Origin of the sequence: Phenylobacterium sp. LjRoot97 (assembly GCF_964254345.1) — a bacterium.
Taxonomy (GTDB): Bacteria; Pseudomonadota; Alphaproteobacteria; order Caulobacterales; family Caulobacteraceae; genus Phenylobacterium.
Genome location: NZ_CAXUTH020000001.1, coordinates 1,504,965 through 1,520,422, shown reverse-complemented (window position 1 = coordinate 1,520,422; position 15,458 = coordinate 1,504,965). Strand labels below are relative to the sequence as shown.

15 protein-coding genes and 1 tRNA gene are annotated in these 15,458 nt (G+C 69.4%); 1 reads left to right on the top strand and 15 read right to left on the bottom strand.

The genetic code is table 11. The features are described 5' to 3' along the window. Window positions 1-3 precede the first annotated feature (3 nt). The 7 genes from ACSQ2H_RS07360 to ACSQ2H_RS07330 form a co-directional block, all read right to left on the bottom strand. The gene (locus ACSQ2H_RS07360) at window positions 4-639 is read right to left on the bottom strand and encodes an SH3 domain-containing protein (RefSeq protein ID WP_436060789.1); all 636 of its coding nucleotides are present in this window, start codon (window positions 637-639) and stop codon (window positions 4-6) included. Between the two features lie 128 nt (window positions 640-767). Next, on the bottom strand, window positions 768-2,048 hold the full coding sequence (gene hisD, locus ACSQ2H_RS07355) for a histidinol dehydrogenase (RefSeq protein ID WP_436060788.1): 1,281 nt from the start codon (window positions 2,046-2,048) through the stop codon (window positions 768-770). A 25-nt stretch (window positions 2,049-2,073) separates the two neighbouring features. Then, window positions 2,074-2,700 (bottom strand): hypothetical protein, encoded by a 627-nt coding sequence (locus ACSQ2H_RS07350; RefSeq protein ID WP_436060787.1) that lies wholly within the window; start codon window positions 2,698-2,700, stop codon window positions 2,074-2,076. Between the two features lie 4 nt (window positions 2,701-2,704). Further along, on the bottom strand, window positions 2,705-3,505 hold the full coding sequence (locus tag ACSQ2H_RS07345; RefSeq protein ID WP_436060786.1) for a hypothetical protein: 801 nt from the start codon (window positions 3,503-3,505) through the stop codon (window positions 2,705-2,707). A 212-nt stretch (window positions 3,506-3,717) separates the two neighbouring features. Beyond that, window positions 3,718-4,143: a DUF2948 family protein gene (locus tag ACSQ2H_RS07340; protein ID WP_436060785.1), complete on the bottom strand. Its 426-nt coding sequence runs from the start codon at window positions 4,141-4,143 to the stop codon at window positions 3,718-3,720. A 1-nt stretch (window position 4,144) separates the two neighbouring features. Next, window positions 4,145-5,434: a UDP-N-acetylglucosamine 1-carboxyvinyltransferase gene (murA, locus tag ACSQ2H_RS07335; RefSeq protein ID WP_436060784.1), complete on the bottom strand. Its 1,290-nt coding sequence runs from the start codon at window positions 5,432-5,434 to the stop codon at window positions 4,145-4,147. Window positions 5,435-5,533: 99 nt separating this feature from the next. Next, on the bottom strand, window positions 5,534-5,656 hold the full coding sequence (locus tag ACSQ2H_RS07330; protein WP_436060783.1) for a hypothetical protein: 123 nt from the start codon (window positions 5,654-5,656) through the stop codon (window positions 5,534-5,536). Window positions 5,657-5,781: 125 nt separating this feature from the next. Between ACSQ2H_RS07330 and ACSQ2H_RS07325 the strand changes: the two genes are divergently transcribed. Further along, a tRNA-Thr gene (locus ACSQ2H_RS07325) sits at window positions 5,782-5,856 on the top strand. Between the two features lie 81 nt (window positions 5,857-5,937). On the opposite strand, the gene ACSQ2H_RS07320 is transcribed toward ACSQ2H_RS07325, so the two are convergent. From ACSQ2H_RS07320 to ACSQ2H_RS07285, 8 genes are all read right to left on the bottom strand, one after another. Beyond that, the gene (locus ACSQ2H_RS07320) at window positions 5,938-7,374 is read right to left on the bottom strand and encodes a basic amino acid/polyamine antiporter (protein ID WP_436060782.1); all 1,437 of its coding nucleotides are present in this window, start codon (window positions 7,372-7,374) and stop codon (window positions 5,938-5,940) included. A 15-nt stretch (window positions 7,375-7,389) separates the two neighbouring features. Further along, the gene (locus tag ACSQ2H_RS07315) at window positions 7,390-8,244 is read right to left on the bottom strand and encodes a hypothetical protein (protein ID WP_436060781.1); all 855 of its coding nucleotides are present in this window, start codon (window positions 8,242-8,244) and stop codon (window positions 7,390-7,392) included. A gap of 6 nt (window positions 8,245-8,250) precedes the next feature. Then, window positions 8,251-9,492: an arginine deiminase gene (locus tag ACSQ2H_RS07310; protein WP_436060780.1), complete on the bottom strand. Its 1,242-nt coding sequence runs from the start codon at window positions 9,490-9,492 to the stop codon at window positions 8,251-8,253. A gap of 22 nt (window positions 9,493-9,514) precedes the next feature. Continuing rightward, the gene (locus ACSQ2H_RS07305; RefSeq protein ID WP_436060779.1) at window positions 9,515-10,936 is read right to left on the bottom strand and encodes a basic amino acid/polyamine antiporter; all 1,422 of its coding nucleotides are present in this window, start codon (window positions 10,934-10,936) and stop codon (window positions 9,515-9,517) included. 151 nt (window positions 10,937-11,087) lie between these two features. Beyond that, window positions 11,088-12,152: an AI-2E family transporter gene (locus ACSQ2H_RS07300; protein ID WP_436060778.1), complete on the bottom strand. Its 1,065-nt coding sequence runs from the start codon at window positions 12,150-12,152 to the stop codon at window positions 11,088-11,090. Window positions 12,153-12,246: 94 nt separating this feature from the next. Beyond that, window positions 12,247-12,531 (bottom strand): hypothetical protein, encoded by a 285-nt coding sequence (locus ACSQ2H_RS07295; protein WP_436060777.1) that lies wholly within the window; start codon window positions 12,529-12,531, stop codon window positions 12,247-12,249. After that, complete coding sequence (gene eco / locus ACSQ2H_RS07290; protein ID WP_436060776.1) at window positions 12,528-13,037, bottom strand: serine protease inhibitor ecotin; 510 nt, start codon at window positions 13,035-13,037, stop codon at window positions 12,528-12,530. The genes ACSQ2H_RS07295 and eco overlap by 4 nt, the downstream gene beginning before the upstream one ends. Before the next feature lie 138 nt (window positions 13,038-13,175). Further along, window positions 13,176-15,455 (bottom strand): Ig-like domain-containing protein, encoded by a 2,280-nt coding sequence (locus ACSQ2H_RS07285; RefSeq protein WP_436060775.1) that lies wholly within the window; start codon window positions 15,453-15,455, stop codon window positions 13,176-13,178. Window positions 15,456-15,458 lie beyond the last annotated feature (3 nt).

Genomic DNA, 15,458 nt, shown 5'->3' with positions numbered 1-15,458 from the left:
CTTTTAGTAGCGGGCGTATTGGTAGCTGCCGGCCGGGCGGACATAGGCGCCGTGGACGTAGCCGACGCCGACGCCGTTCTGGCCGACCAGGATCCAGTCGGTGCCGCGCACCCGGGCCAGGGCCTGGAAGCCTTCGCCGGCCCGCATCGAGCCCACGCGGGCCGAGCTGGTGGTCGGGGCGGCCCGCAGGTTCAGCGTCGAGTTGGCGACGAACGCGCCGCCGTCACGCTGGAAGTTGGCCGGGGCGATGTCGCCGTTAAGGCGGTAGCCGTTCTGGCTGTAGGTCGCCGGGCGATACGAACCGCCGCCTTGCTGGGCGTAGCCGGCCCGGACCGCGTCGTCCCGCTGCATCTTGCAGCCGACGTACGAGCCGGTGGCCGCGCCGGCGACGGCGCCGATGGCGGTGCCGGTGCCGCGGTCGTTCTTGGCCAGGTTCGAACCGGCCGCCGCGCCCAGCAGGGCCCCGATCAGCGCGCCGCCGACCTGCTTGTTGCCTTGGGCGTCGCAGCTGACGATCGAGCCGGGGCCGCCGCCGGTCGGCGTGCGGTACTGCTGGGCGTTGGCGGTTCCAACCGCGCCCGCCGCGATCACGCCGGCCAGGGCGACCACAGCCATCTTGCTGTTCATCAGGTTGCGCATTGCGGGTCTCCGTTCTTCATCTCGTTGGGGCCGCTGCGGCCCCGATGAAGGAGACCCTAGAGGGCGCTACCTGAACGGCCTCCGGGACGGAATTGACAGGAACTGTTCAGCTTCGTTTTCAGCCGTGCCTACTGCCCCAGCCGGATCGCGGCCGAGCGGGCGTGCGCCGGCAGGCCCTCGGATTCGGCCAGCGCCACGGTGTGCGGCCCCAGCACCGCGAACGAGGCGGCGTCGCACTTCACGATCGAGGTGCGCTTGATGAAGTCGTACAGCGACAGCCCCGACGAGAACCGCGCCGCCCGGCTGGTCGGCAGCACGTGGTTCGACCCGGCGACATAGTCGCCGATCGCCTCGGGCGTCACCCGGCCCAGGAAGATCGCCCCGGCGTGGCGCACGCGGTCCGACAGCCGCTCGGGATTCTCCATCGCGAACTCGACGTGCTCGGGCGCGATCAGGTCGACCAGGCGCGGCGACTCGTCCAGCGGGGCGATGACCACCGCCCCGTGGTCGCGCCACGAGGCCGCGGCGTCCTCGCCGGTGGTCAGGGTCGCCAGTTGCTCCTGCACCTGCGCCTCGACCGCCGCGGCGAAGGCCTCGTCGTCGGTGATCAGGATCGATTGCGCGGCCGGGTCGTGCTCGGCCTGGCTCAGCAGGTCGGCGGCGATCCAGTCGGCGCGGTTGGCGCCGTCGGCCACCACCACGATCTCGGAGGGCCCGGCCAGGGCGTCGATGCCCACCGTGCCATAGACCCGCCGCTTGGCGGCGGTGACATAGGCGTTGCCCGGCCCGACGATCTTGTCGACCGGCTTGATCGGCCCCGCGCCATAGGCCAGCGCGGCCACCGCCTGGGCGCCGCCCACGCGCCAGATCTCGGTGACGCCGGCCTCCTTGGCCGCCGCCAGCACCGCCGGCTGCAACCGGCCGGGCGGGGTCACCATGGCGATGCGCTCGACGCCCGCCACCCTGGCCGGCACGGCGTTCATCAGCACGGTCGAGGGATAGGCCGCGCGGCCGCCGGGCACGTAGATCCCGACCGCCTCCAGCGCCGTCCAGCGCCAGCCCAGCTCGACCCCGGCCTCGTCGGTGAACGCCTGGTCGGCCGGCCGCTGGCGAGCGTGATAGGCGCCGATCCGCGCGGCGGCGAAGGCGATCGCCTCGCGCACCTGGGCCGGGCACTGGGCCGCGCCCTCCTCGATCTCCTCGGCGGTGACGCGGATGTTGCTCTCGTCGATCTCGACCTTGTCGAACTGTCGGGCGAAGCGCAGCAGCGCCTCCATGCCCTCGGCCCGCACCGCGGCCAGCACGTCGCGCACGGCGGCGTCGACTTCCTCGGGCGTCTCGCGACGCTCGTCGATGAAGGCGGCGAAGGCGGCCTCGAAGCCGGGATCGGTAAAGGAGAAGCGGCGCATGGGCCGCTCTTTAAACGCCGGGGCCTTACCGCGCTAGGGCCGCGCTGTCGGTCGGCGGAGCGGCGCAGAGCGGGCGGAGGTCTTCGGCCAAGTCGTCAAGGGCGAGGGCGAAGACGGCGTTGGCGTGGTCGTTGAACTCCTTGGTGGAGCCCCACATGTTCACCGCCACCTTATCACCGCGATAGACCGTTTCAGATACGGGGGGCGCGCCTGGAGCCGCAAGGACGCCGCGCAGGACGACGCTGCCCACCTTGTTCATCTGCTGGGTGCTGATCCAGATCGCCTGGATCCGGATGCGGGCCGTGACCGCGGCAGGAGCAGGCGGCCCGCCGGCATCCAAGAAGCTGGGCGTGAAGCCACGGACCTTGAGGCCGACATCGAACACCGAACGCAGCCAGGCCTCCCGGTCCTCTGGCGCACGGTAAGCGATGCCTGCAGCTCCCACGATATGAGGATCGCGGCGGAGATCGGTAAGCTCGATCTGGACCGGGCACCCGCCGGCGGTGGACGGGCCCGCGGCGTCTGCGGCTGATGCCGGCTCGACGTAGAGCGGTCCAAGCAGCCGGGCGTCGCCGATCCCGGCGGCGGCGGAACCGGCGGTCAGCAGGCCCGCGGCCAGGATTGCGGCGGCGAGGATGGGAGGGCTGCGCATGCCGCTATTCCTGAAGAGTCTGGACATGGATGAGGCCCGTGGGGAGCGGGTTGAACAGCAGGGTTCCACCGGCGCTCTCCTCGAGCGGCTTGCCGCTGAGGGAGCCGATCGTCTTGCGCTCGGCGGCGCCGACGCGGGTCACCTCGGCGTCGGTGAGGGTGAGGGCGCGGGGGATGAGAACGCCGACCTCGCCGAAGGCCAAGGCCAGGGCCTTCTTCGTCAGGGCGCTATCGTTGGCCGCCCAGCGCTGCGCGTTCTCGACCGGGGTGGTGGGAGCGGCCAGGCGCACGACGCTGCTGACCAGCTGGCCGTAGACCAGATTCTTGTCGATGAGCCGGGTGTAAGGCGCGCCCTTCTTGGCCTGCTCCTTGTTGGCGACGGCTATGCCGACGCTGACGTTCACCGACGAGAAGTCAGGCGCCATGTCGTAGACATAGGTGAAATAGACCGCCTGGCTGGTGGGGGCGGCAGTGAGAAAGTCGCTCTTGCTGAATATGGTGGCGTCGCGGGTGAAGGCCGGCTCCTGGCCTTCGAGCCAGGGCATGCCCGCCAGGGCGACCTTTGTGGTGTCGATGGCCAGTTGGTCGGCGTCGAAGTCCATCAGGTCGCGGCGGATAGGAGTGATGCCGAGCTGGGCGCGCTGGGCGCGGTCGGCGCCGACTTTCGCCTCGATGAGCACGCCGACCGCGCCGCCAGCCGCCATGGCGAAACCAAGGGTGGAGTTGATGTTCGACCCGAGCTCGGCCTGGCCGACGCTGACCTGGACGGCGCGACCGCCGGCGACGGGACGGGCGGCCTCTGGCAAGACGTATTTCAGAGGTTTCGGCGCGGCCTGCACGGGTAGCGCGACGCACAACATCAAGGCCGCGGCGCATACGCCGCGCAACTGCATCCGGATCATCAGCCCCCCCAGGCCGGCATTACGGTCAAGCTTGCTACCAGAGCGACCTGACGGGCACAATCGTCGCGCGACGGACTGCGTATTCCACGTCCGCCCGAGGACGAATCTCCCCGTCCCTAGTCCTCGTGCTTGGGCGTCCGCGGCGTCGCCCACGGGACGCTGACATCCGCCAGCACGACGTCCAGGCACTCGACCTGCGCGCGCAGGTCGCCGCCGCCGGCGAAGGTGAAGGTGACCGCGCCGCCCGGCGCCTCGCCCGGCTCGAAGGCGACGTCCAGCAGTTCGACCACCGCGTCCTTGGCCGTGCGCCGCAATTTGCGGCCCTGGACCTTCTGCACCGACCCCAGTTGCAGCGCAGCGCGCACGCGCTCGGAGCCCTTGGCCTCCCAGCGATAGCGGTTGAGCGTCAGGGTCAGCCGCTGGGCCGCCGGCTCGTAGGAAATGTCGCCGATCTTGCCGACGGCGTCCTGCAAGGCCGCAGCGATGACCTTCAGGTCCTCGGCGTCTTCAGCCAGCAGCCTCAGCGGAACAACGCGCGTCATCTCAATCCTCGGGCTCGCCGTCGCCGACAATCCGGCGGACGTTCGCGCCACAGGCGCTGAGCTTCTCTTCCAGCCGCTCGAAGCCTCTGTCCAGATGATAGACGCGGCTGACCGTGGTTTCCCCGCGCGCAGCCAGGGCGGCGATCACCAGGCTGACCGAAGCGCGCAGGTCGGTGGCCATGACCTGCGCGCCTTCCAGCGCCTCGACGCCGCACACCCGGGCCTCGCCGCCCTGCACGGCGATCTCGGCGCCCAGCCGCGACAGTTCCGGGGCATGCATGAAGCGGTTCTCGAAGATGGTCTCCTTGATCACGCTCTCGCCGTCGGCCAGCGTCATCAGCGCCATGAACTGCGCCTGCAGGTCGGTGGCGAAGCCAGGATAGGGGTCGGTCTCGACCTCGACCGCCTTCAGCCGGGCTCCGTTGCGGCGGATGGTCATGCCGTCGGCGTGGCGTTCGACCTCGACGCCGGCCTCCTCCATCTTGACCAGCAGCGCGTCGATGAAGTCGGTGCGGGTCTTGGTCAGCCGCACCTCGCCGCCGGCCATCGCCGCGGCCAGGGCGTAGGTGCCGGTCTCGATGCGGTCCGGAATCACCGCGTGCGTCGCCCCGTGCAGGCGATCGACGCCCTCGATGACGATGGTCGAGGTCCCGGCCCCCGACACCTTCGCGCCCATGGCGTTCAGGCAGTCGGCCAGATCGCCCAGCTCGGGCTCGCAGGCGGCGTTCTTCAGCACGCTCGTCCCCTTGGCCAGCACCGCGGCCAGCATGGCGTGCTCGGTCGCCCCGACCGACACGAACGGAAAGACGATCTCCGCCCCCGTCAGCCCGCGCGGCGCCTGGGCGTAGACATAGCCCTCGTGCAGGTCGATCGAGGCGCCCAGCGCGCGCAGCGCCTCCAGGTGCAGGTCCACCGGCCGCGCCCCGATGGTGCAGCCGCCCGGCAGCGAGACCTTGGCGTGGCCGGTGCGCGCGATCAGCGGCCCCAGCACGTTGAACGAGGCCCGCATCTGGCGGACCAGGTCGTAGGGGGCCAGCGCGCTGACGATCTCGCGGGTGTGCAGCACCGTCTCGGGGCCGTCCTCCCCGTCCTGCTCGACGACCTCGGTCCCCAGCCGGCGCAGCAGCCGCGCCAACAGCCTAGTGTCGGCCAAGCGCGGCATGTTGGTCAGGCGCAGCGGTTCGTCGGTGAGCAGGCTGGCCGCCATCAGCTTGATGGCGGAGTTCTTGGCGCCGCTGATGGGGATTTCGCCCATCAGCTTTGCGCCGCCGGTGATGGCGATGCGATCCAAACGTGTCCCTCGGCGGGCCCCAGGGCGCGATCACCGCGCCGGTCGGCCCTTTGGGCGCTATCTATCGCGCTGCTGCGGCGCCGAAAAGCGGTCGGCCCATCACGAGACCTTGTCCGAATCGTCCGACTTCGGCGCGGGCGATTGCGCTGGTTTCGGCGCAGCTTTGCGTCGGCGCAGGTTGGCGCGCAGCGCCGCCGCCAGTTTCGCCTCGCGCTCGTTCACGGGGGTTTCGTCGTGCTTTCCCATCGAAACCGGGGGTGCGGCGAGACGCTCCACAGGTCAAGGACAGTTTCTTCAGATTGGGGCTTTCCACCGGCCACGGGTTTGGCTATAGCCCGCGCCTCGTCGCCGCCGTAGCTCAGTGGTAGAGCGCATCCTTGGTAAGGCTGAGGTCGGCAGTTCAATCCTGCCCGGCGGCACCATCACCCCCCAGTCCAGCGAAGGGCTGGGGGGTGACCACACTCTCCAGACATCACAGATGACCGTTCAGAACAGACGACCGTTCAGAGCGTGATCGCACCTGTCGACAGCCCATAGGCGCCGACGGCCGCGCCGATGCCCACCAGGCCGAACAGCAGCAGCTCCCCCCGGTTGAACACCCTCATCTTCTGCTCGCGCATCGCGTGGAAGAACAGGATCGTGGCCGGTAGGTAGAGCAGCGTCGAAAGCACGACGTACTTGCTGCCGCCGACGATGATGATCAGCGCGATGTAGACCGTCGCCACGAGGCTGCGGATCAGGTCCTGCCGGCGCGACGTCGAGCCTGCCTCATAGGTCCGCCCGCTCCAGGCCAGTTGAACGCCATAGGCGGCGACCAGCAGGTACGGGATCAGCACCATCGCGCTCGTCATCTTCAGCGCCATGACGAAGGCCTGTTCGGCGAACCAGGAGATGATCAGGAACAGCTGGATGACGCCGTTGCTGAACCACAGCGCCGCGGCCGGCGCCCCGACCGCGTTCTCCTTGCCCAGATAGGACGGCAGCGTGCCGTCCTGCGCCGCGACGTGCATGACCTCCGCCGACAGCAGGCACCAGGACAGGTAGTTGCCCAGCACCGAAATCAGCAGCCCGATGCTGACCAGCAGCGCGCCCCACGGCCCGAGCAGGTAGTCCATGATCCCGGCCATCGACGGCTCGGCCAGCGCCGCCAGGTCGGACCGCAGCATGACCCCGAACGACAGCAGCGTGACCAGCACCAGCAGGCAGAGCACGCCGAGGAAGCCGAGCACCGTGGCGACGCCGACGTCCTCGCGCCGTTTGGCGTAGCGCGAATAGACGCTGGCCCCTTCCAGCCCGACGAAGACGAAGACCGTCAGCATGAGGGTGGCCCGCACCTGGCTGGCCAGGGTTCCGAGCCCGGGGGGCTCGCCGCCCCAGAAGTTGAGCGCGAAGATCTCGGCCCGCACGCCGGTGACGATGACGAGGAGGAACAGCCCGATCGGAATCATCTTGGCGTAGGTGGCGATGGTGTTGAGCAGCGCCGCGCTCTTGACCCCGCGCAGCACCAGGAAGTGGACGCCCCAGACGATCAGCGAGGCGCCGATGATCGCGACCACCGTGGTGCCGTCGCCGAACACCGGGAAATAGACCCCCAGCGTCGACTTGATCAGGATCAGGCACGCGGTGTCGGCGAAGCACGCGCCGATCCAGTAGCCGATCGCCGCGATGAAGCCGAGATAGCGGCCGAACCCGGCCTTGGCGTAGGCGAAGATCCCCGCCTCCAGATCCGGCCGGCGCTGCGCCAGGGATTGGAAGACGAACGCCAGCATCAGCATGCCGACGCCGGAGATCGCCCACGCGACCATCGCGCCGGCGCCGCCGGTCGTCCGCGCGAACGTGGCCGGCAGCGCGAAGATGCCCGCCCCGATCATCGAGCCGATCACCAGGGCGATCAGCGCCTTCAGCGACAGTTTCTGATCTGAGGCGGGGTCGGGCGTCATGGCGGACCTGTTGGGTTAGAAGGCCTTTGCAATCTCGACCCCCACGTCCAATGCGGTGAAGCGGGACCGCTCGCGGTTGGAAAAGCGGTTCACGAACGCCGCCTCCCACGTCAGCGAGACTCCCCGGCCCAGCTCGCGCTCGGCGGTCAGCACCAGCGCGGCGGTCACGTCGTTGCGGTTGGCGTTCGCCCCGCTCGTGAAGTCGGAAAACGCCAGGTCGCCCTCGATCGTGATCTCGTGGCCGAGCTGGGGTTCGGCCAGGGTGTGCCCGATCATTGCGGTGAGCCGCGTACGGCGCAGCTCCGGCACGTCGGAGTCCTGGTATTCGGCCGACACGTCGGCGTCGATCGCGCCCAGGCTGGCGCTGTAGGTCAGGTCGTAGATCTGCAGGTCGAAGTCGTGGTCGGAAAAGTCGTTCTCATAGGTTCCGACGTAGATGAACTCGGCCGTGAAGGTCCCCGCGCCCAGCGGCCGCTCGGCGAAGACGAACGCCTCGGCGCGCCCCTCCCCCAGGTCGTCGTCATAGTTGCTGGAATAGTAGTCGCCATCGACCATAGCGCCGCCGCCGACGCCCCAGCCGGCGACGGGGACCGGGGTGACGCTCAGTCCCAGCGCCGGCGTCACGTAACCCGTCTCGATCCGGTCCCAACGGCTCGTCCCGGCGTTGGTCGAGAACGTCCCGCTCACCGAGGCGTCGAACGTCACCGCCCGCCCCCGGGCCTCCTCGACGCTCGGCAGCTCGGAAACGTCGTGCGGGCGGCGGTGCAACGCGTCGTCGATGTCGTACCGGGCGCTCGGATCACGCTCCTGCGCCTCAGCGCCCGCAGCCGCACAGAAGGCGGCCGCGGCGAGGGCTGCCGCAAGGCGCATGGCGCTCTAGAACTCCACCGCGTCGCGCTGCAGCGGGCAGGTCATGCAGTGCCCGCCGCCGCGCCCGCGCCCGAGCTCGGCCCCGGCGATGGTGATCACCTCGATCCCGGCCTTGCGCAGCAGGGTGTTGGTGTAGGTGTTCCGGTCATAGGCGTAGACCACGCCGGGCGAGGCGCAGACCAGGTTCGCGCCGCTGTCCCACTGGGTGCGCTCGCGCTGGTAGGCGGTGCCGCCTGTCTCAACGACCCGCATGGTCTTGACCCCCAGCGCCTCGCCGATGGTCTCGACCAGCGAGCCGCTGTCGCGCCGCAGGTCCAGCGTCCCAGCCTTGTCTCCCGGCCGATAGGAGTAGGCGTGGATGTGGTCGACGATGTCCGGATAGACCAGCAGGCAGTCACGGTCTGCAAAGGTCAGCACCGTGTCCAGGTGCATGGCCGCGCGCAGCTTGGGCATGGCCGCCACGATCACCCGGCTCGCCGCGCCCTCCTCGAACAGCCGCGTGGCCAGCTGGCCGATCGCCTGGCGCGAGGTGCGCTCGCTCATCCCGATCAGCACATTGCCCTTGCCGATCGGCATGACGTCGCCGCCTTCCAGCGTCGCCAGCCCCCAGTCGGCGGTCGGATCGCCCCACCACACCTTCACCTTGCCGGCGAAGTCGGGGTGGAACTTGTAGATCGCCGTCGTGAGGATCGTCTCCTCGTGCCGCGCCGGCCAGTAGAGCGGGTTGAGCGTCACCCCGCCATAGATCCAGCAGGTGGTGTCGCGCGTGTAGAGCGTGTTGGGCAGCGGCGGCAGCAGGTACTCGGCCACCCCGGCCGCGTCACGGATCAGCGGCAGCATCGCCCCGCCGTGCTCGACCGGAAACTCTTCCGTCGACAGCCCGCCGATCAGCACCTCGGCCAGCTCGCGGTCGGGCAGCCCGTCGAGATAGCTGCGCACCTCGCCGAGCAATTCGACCCCGACCTGGTTGGCGATCACCTGGTTGTCGAGGATCCAGGCGCGCCCCTCCGGGATCCCCGCCACGGCGGTCAGGAGATTGTGCATCTCCAGCACCTCGATCCCGCGGTCGCGCATCTTCTGGGTGAAGTCGAAGTGGTCGCGCTTGGCGTTCTCGACCCATAGGACGTCGTCGAACAGCAGGTCGTCGCAATTGCTGGGGGTCAGCCGCTGGTGGGCGCGGCCCGGCGCGCAGACCATGACCTTGCGCAGTGGGCCGACTTCGGAATGGACGCCGTACTCGCCTGCCATGGGATGCCTCCGTTCAGCGATTTCAGAGAGTGATCCGGCCTGAAGCCAGGGCGTAGACGCCGTACGCGGCGCCGATGGCGGCGATGGCCAGCAACGCCCAGTCGAGGCCGCGGAAGACCTGCCGGCCCTGTTCGCGCCGGGCCCAGAGGTAGAGCAGAGTGCCCGGGGCGTAGAGCACAGCCGAGAGCAGCAGGAACTTCAGGCCGCCGGCCAGGATCATGAAGATCGTGTAGAGCGTCGCGATCCCGGCGAAGATCAGGTCGCGGTTCCGCTCCTGCGGCCGCGTCTCGTAGGTCAGCCGCCCGCGCGCCAGCTTCAGGCCGTAGGCGGCCACCAGCATGTAGGGGATCAGCGACATCGCACTGGTCAGGCTCAGCATCAGCGCGAAGGCGTCGCTGGACCAGTAGGTGCTGATCACGAACAGCTGGACGACGGCGTTGGTCATCCACAGCGCCGCGGCCGGGACCTGGTTCTTGTTCTCGGTGGCGAAGACCTTGGGCATGTCCTGGTTCTTCGCGGCGACGAACAGCACCTCGGCGGCGATCAGCGACCAGGCCAGGTACGCGCCCAGCACCGACACCACCAGGCCGACGCTGACGAATACCGCGCCCCACGGCCCGACCACCGCCTCGAGCAGCGCGGCCATCGACGGCTGGCGCATCTCGGCGATCTCGGCCCGCGGCAGGACCGCGAACGGCAGCATGGTGACCAGCACCATCAGGGCGGTCACGCCGATGAAGCCGATGATCGTCGCCGCGCCGACGTCCGAGCGCTTCTGCGCATACCGCGAATAGACGCTGGCGCCTTCGATGCCGAGGAACACGAACACCGTCACCAGCATGGTGGCGCGGACCTGCTCGAACAGGCTGGTCTGCGGCATGCCCACGCCGCCCCAGAAGTTCTCGCGGAACATCCCCGCCTTGATCGAAAACGCCAGCACGACGACGAAGACCAGGATCGGCACGATCTTGGCGACGGTGACGACGGTGTTGACCAGGGCGGCGTTCTTCACGCCGCGCAGGATCATGAAGTGGAACAGCCAGATGCCGATCGACGCGACCACGATCGCCGTCACCGTGTTGCCGTCGCCGAACACGGGGAAGAAGGCGCCCAGCGTGGCCTTGATCAGCACCCAGTAGGAGACGTTGCCGATGCAGCTGCCGATCCAGTAGCCGAACGCCGACAGGAAACCCGGATAGTCGCCGAACCCGGCCTTGGCGTAGGCGAACACCCCGGCGTCGAGATCGGGCTTGCGCTCGGCCAGAGCCTGGAACACGCGCGCCAGCATGTACATGCCGCCGCCGGCGATCGCCCAGGTGATCAGCACCCCGACCGGGCCCGACGCCGCGCCGAAGGTGCGCGGCAGCGAGAAGATGCCGGCTCCGACCATCGAGCCGACCACCATCGCGGTCAGCGCGGGCAGCGACAGCTTCTGTGACGACATGGCGGCTCCTGGCGCTCCGAACCGGGCGTCGGAGCTCGCCGATTTCGGCTCGTGTTCCAGCGTCGGGGTCACGTCCCCCTCTGCCCATCGGGCGTTGACCCCAACTTCGGCCGTCGGAGGGCCTTAGGTCGGCCAAGCTCGATCGCGCGGCTCAGCTGGGCTCTGGCTCGTCGCCTGGGCCCTGCGCCTCCGGGAGCGGATCGCCGTCGTTCGACATGAGGATCGCCAGCCATTTCAGGCGCTTGGAGCCTGCCAGCTGATAGATCAGCGCCAGGGTCAGCGGGATCGCCAGGAACGCCCCCGGCAGTCCCCAGATGATGCTCCAGACCCCGACCGCGATGAGGCCGGCGCAAGGGTCGATGTTCTGCTGCGAGGCCTGCATCTTCGGCGCGATCAGGTTGCCGACCACGAAGGCGATGATCTGGATCCCGAGAAAGATCACGACGCTGGGCATGGGCGACGGGAACTGGATCAACGCGAACAGCGCCGGCCCGACGCTGCCGACCGCGACGCCCAAAAACGGAATGTAGGACAGCAGGAACAACGCCACGGCCCAGAACAGCCAATGGTCGAGACCCACCGCGACCATGACCAGCGCCGCGGCCCCGCCGTTCATCACGCCGGTGATGGTCTGGATCCACATGTACGACTCGATCCCGCGGATGGAGCGTTGCAGCACCTGGATCGGCGCATCGCCATGCGGTTCGGCCGCCAGCCGGACGCGGCGCGCGATGGTGTTGCGCATGGCCAGCAGGAACACCAGGAACAGCGCCGTCAGGACGAAGCCGGAGGTCAGGCCGCTGATGCTGCTCAGCCCCCAGGATGCGACGAGCCGCAAGTCCAGGCCGCCGATCAGCCCCCCGACCGTGACCGGGTGTTCCATCCCGAAGCGTTCGCTGCCCGCCACCAGCAGCCGGTCGAGTCGCTGCTGCAGCAGCGGCGCGTCGGCGCCCAGCGCGGTCAGGCTCGGGAGCATGAACAGCCCGGCCGCCAACAGCAGGCCAAGCATCGCCACGCTGCAAAGGATCAGCGCGACCTGTTGATTCACCCACGGAAACAGGCTGACGACCGAACGGACGAAGGCGTCGATCAGGACCGCCATCACCACGGCGAACGCGAACGGCCAGAGGATCGAGCGAAAGACATAGAGCAGCGCAACCGCCGCGGCCGCACCGACCAGGTCCATGGCCACGCTGTCGTTTGGTCGACCTCGCATGGCGGGCCCTTCCTGCCTGAGCGCTCCATGCTGGGCGCCGGCGGGCGGGGCCGCAATCAGGCGGCCACCTGAGTGAGCGGCGCTGGCCTCGACGCTACTCGAACCATCGCGCAGGCAGATGCCAGATCGCCTCGCACCAGGCCGCGGCGACGATCAGATGCACGGCGACGAAGATCCATCCGGCCGATCGCAACCGGGAGACCGCGATGCAGGACAGCACGATATCGGCGAAGGCGTAGATCTGAGGGGCGCCGAAGGGCGCCCGCCAGACCGCGAGCGTGGCGATCGTCGCCACGACCGCCGCGACGATGATGACGGCGCGGGCCGCCAGCAGCAGCCGCCAATCGAACCGGCGCCATGCGGCCTTGGTCCCGCTCATTGCGCCGCGACCTCGGCGCCCGCGCGCCAGATGCGGTAGCGGATCTCGACGTCGGTCGGCGCGAACACCACCAGCGGCAGGCGGCTGTTGTAGCGCAGCAGCGGCTCCTCGGCGCTGCGGACGAACTGTCGGCTGCGGGCGTTGGTCGGACAGGCCATCATGGTGCTGGCAGGCGGGCCGGCGCTCGTGACCACGTAGTAGTCGTACCCCCATCCCTCGGCCGTGCGCTTGTCGATCCGCGCGGCGAAGACCTGACGGTTGCAGTCCACCCACATCGTGCGGCCGACGATCAGGCCCACCCGCAACCCGTTCTCGTCGCGCTCCGACGGAAGGCGGATGACCCGGCGCGCCTGGCCCGGTCCCGCCTGCGGAAATGCCTGCAACTCGTCCCCCGCCGGTCGCCGCCCGGATTGGGCCGACGCCCCGTCCACGCACAACGCCACGGCGCCGACGCCCAGCGCCAGTCGCCATCCAATGTCTGACCGTGCGGCTCTCGCTCGTGTCATGGCCGGTCCTCCTCGAACGAAGAACCATATGGCCTTTGCCGACGGCGCCCACCGGGGCGCGCCCCAGAGCCGCCTAGGATTTGACCGGATGGCGTTCCGGGCGCCCGCCGACGGCGAGGACGCCCGGAGCATCGGCCGTCAGCTGAACAGGAAGTCCTGCGCGGTGAGGCTGCCCATCGAGACGCCCGCCAGCACGATGGTCTGCGCGCCAAGGCTGATGACGGTGTCGGCGCCGACCATCGTCATCTTCGCGGCCAGGGCCTGGAAGTTGGCGGCCTGGCTGGTCGACAGCACGATGACGTCGCCCTCGGCGCTGCTGAAGTCCGTCACGACGTCGCGTCCGCCGCCATCCCGGAAATAGAACAGGTCGGCCCCCGCGCCGCCGGTCAGCACGTCGTCGCCAAGGTCGCCGGAAAGCAGGTCCCTGCCCTCGCCGCCGTGGATCACGTCGTCGCCTTGCCCGCCGAGCAGACTGTCGTCGCCGAGATCGCCGATCAACACGTCGTCGCCGGCGTTGCCGTGCAGGAAGTCGTTGCCCTGCCCGCCGGCGACGCTGTCGCGGCCCATGTCGCCGAAGATGACGTCATCGCCCTGGTTGCCGTGCAGGAAGTCGGCCCCCTGGCCGCCCAGCACGGTGTCCGCGCCCAGGCCGCCGAGGATGTAGTCGTCGCCCTGGTTGCCGTGCAGCAGGTCGGCGTGCTCGCCGCCATAGATCCGGTCGTCGCCGGCGCCGCCGGACACCCTGGCCGGGGCCAGCCCTCCCACCAGGATGATGTTGGCGGTCGCATCGCCCGTGTAGATCGTCGCGCTCGGCGTCACGTCGACGACGACGCTCGGCGGCGGAGGCTCAGGCTGCGGAGCGACCGTTCCCTCGATGGTCACCGACAGGCCGCCGCTGACGACCGACACGTTGCCGGCCGCGTCGAACGCCCTGGCGGTGATGGTGTGGGCTCCCGCCGACAGCGTCGACGACGTGATCGACCATGTCCCCCCGGTGGCGATGGTCGAGCCCAGGACCGTCGTCCCGTCGGTGTCGTACAGCCGCACGGTGGCGCCGGCCTCCGCCGTGCCGGTGAAGGTCGGCGTGTTGACCGTGGTGACGTCGTCGGTGGCCGACGCCCCGTCGTCGGACGCCGCGTCCAGGTCCGGCGTCGACGGCGCGGTCGGGACCAGCGTGTCGAAGGTCAGCGCCGGCGACACCCCGGCGCCGCCGGCGTTGCCCGCCGCATCGGCGTAGCTGCCCGGCGCGACGGAGATGCTGGCCGCGCCGCTGTTGACCCCCGCCGTGGGCGTGAAGGTCGCGGTGTAGACCACGCCTGAGCCCGACAAAGGGCCCAGCGTCCCGCCAGCTACCGAAATGTCGCCGATGGCGAAGTCCGAAGGAGCCTCGCTGAAGGTGAAGCTGATGGTCGCGCTCTCGCCCGCCTTCAGGGTGGAGGCGCTGCTGGTGATCGCCAGCGTCGGAGCGCTCGTGTCGATGCTGACCTGCAGTCCGGAGCCGGCGGCCGAAGGGTTGCCGGCCGCGTCGGTCGCCTTGGCCGTGAGCGTGTGCGTTCCCTGGCTCAGCGCGGAACTGGTGATCGACCAGTTCCCGCCGGTGGCGACGGCCGATCCCAGCACCGTCGTCCCGTCGGTGTCATAGAGAACCACCGTCGAGCCGGCCTCCGCCGTCCCGGTGAAGGTCGGCGTGGCGATGTTGGTGATGTTGTCGGTGCTGGAGGCTCCGCTGTCGCTGCCGGAGGTCATGTCCGGCGCCGAGGGCGCCGCCGGCGCGCTTGTGTCGATCGTCACGACCAGCCCCGACGAAAGCGGACTGGCGTTGCTGGCGCCGTCGACCTGAACGACCCTGAGCGTATGAGATCCCTGGCTCAGCGCGCTCGAGGTGATGCTCCAGTCGCCGGAGCCGTCCGCCGTGGTGGTCCCCAGCAGCGTGGTTCCGTCGGTGTCATAGAGCTTGACGGTGTTGTTCGCGCCGACGGTTCCGCTGACGGTCGGGGTCGTGTCGTTGGTGATCCTGTCGCCCAGAACCCCGCTGTCGCTGCCGGCGTCCAACGTCGGCGCGGCAGGCGCCGAAGGCCCCGGCCGTCCGATGGCGGCGACCAGCGTGCGGCTGAAGCTCGCGGCGTCCGCCCCGTCGAGGCCCTGGATGGCGAGGAGGTCGTCGCCCGCGGTCGGATCCGTATAGACGACATCGACGACATCGCCGGCGAGCAGGACCGTGCCGGTGAAGCCCACCCTCACCGCCTGCGCGTCAGAGTCGGCGACGACGCTGGTGACCGTGACGCCCGTTCCATTGACTTGCATCTGAAACGCCGACAGATCGGGCAAGGCGGCGCCGTCGATCGGCGCATCGAACTTAAGCGTTACAAACGACTCGCCGATATAGCCGTTCGAACTCGAATACGCGGGACCAGGCACTAG

Excerpts from the sequence above, each read along its gene's own strand:
- ACSQ2H_RS07295 (WP_436060777.1), bottom strand. The coding sequence starts at position 12,531 with ATGAGCGGGACCAAGGCCGCATGGCGCCGGTTCGATTGGCGGCTGCTG.
- ACSQ2H_RS07320 (WP_436060782.1), bottom strand. The coding sequence starts at position 7,374 with ATGACGCCCGACCCCGCCTCAGATCAGAAACTGTCGCTGAAGGCGCTG.
- eco (WP_436060776.1), bottom strand. The coding sequence starts at position 13,037 with ATGACACGAGCGAGAGCCGCACGGTCAGACATTGGATGGCGACTGGCG.
- ACSQ2H_RS07315 (WP_436060781.1), bottom strand. The coding sequence starts at position 8,244 with ATGCGCCTTGCGGCAGCCCTCGCCGCGGCCGCCTTCTGTGCGGCTGCG.
- ACSQ2H_RS07300 (WP_436060778.1), bottom strand. The coding sequence starts at position 12,152 with ATGCGAGGTCGACCAAACGACAGCGTGGCCATGGACCTGGTCGGTGCG.
- ACSQ2H_RS07310 (WP_436060780.1), bottom strand. The coding sequence starts at position 9,492 with ATGGCAGGCGAGTACGGCGTCCATTCCGAAGTCGGCCCACTGCGCAAG.
- ACSQ2H_RS07360 (WP_436060789.1), bottom strand. The coding sequence starts at position 639 with ATGCGCAACCTGATGAACAGCAAGATGGCTGTGGTCGCCCTGGCCGGC.
- ACSQ2H_RS07350 (WP_436060787.1), bottom strand. The coding sequence starts at position 2,700 with ATGCGCAGCCCTCCCATCCTCGCCGCCGCAATCCTGGCCGCGGGCCTG.
- ACSQ2H_RS07340 (WP_436060785.1), bottom strand. The coding sequence starts at position 4,143 with ATGACGCGCGTTGTTCCGCTGAGGCTGCTGGCTGAAGACGCCGAGGAC.
- hisD (WP_436060788.1), bottom strand. The coding sequence starts at position 2,048 with ATGCGCCGCTTCTCCTTTACCGATCCCGGCTTCGAGGCCGCCTTCGCC.
- ACSQ2H_RS07305 (WP_436060779.1), bottom strand. The coding sequence starts at position 10,936 with ATGTCGTCACAGAAGCTGTCGCTGCCCGCGCTGACCGCGATGGTGGTC.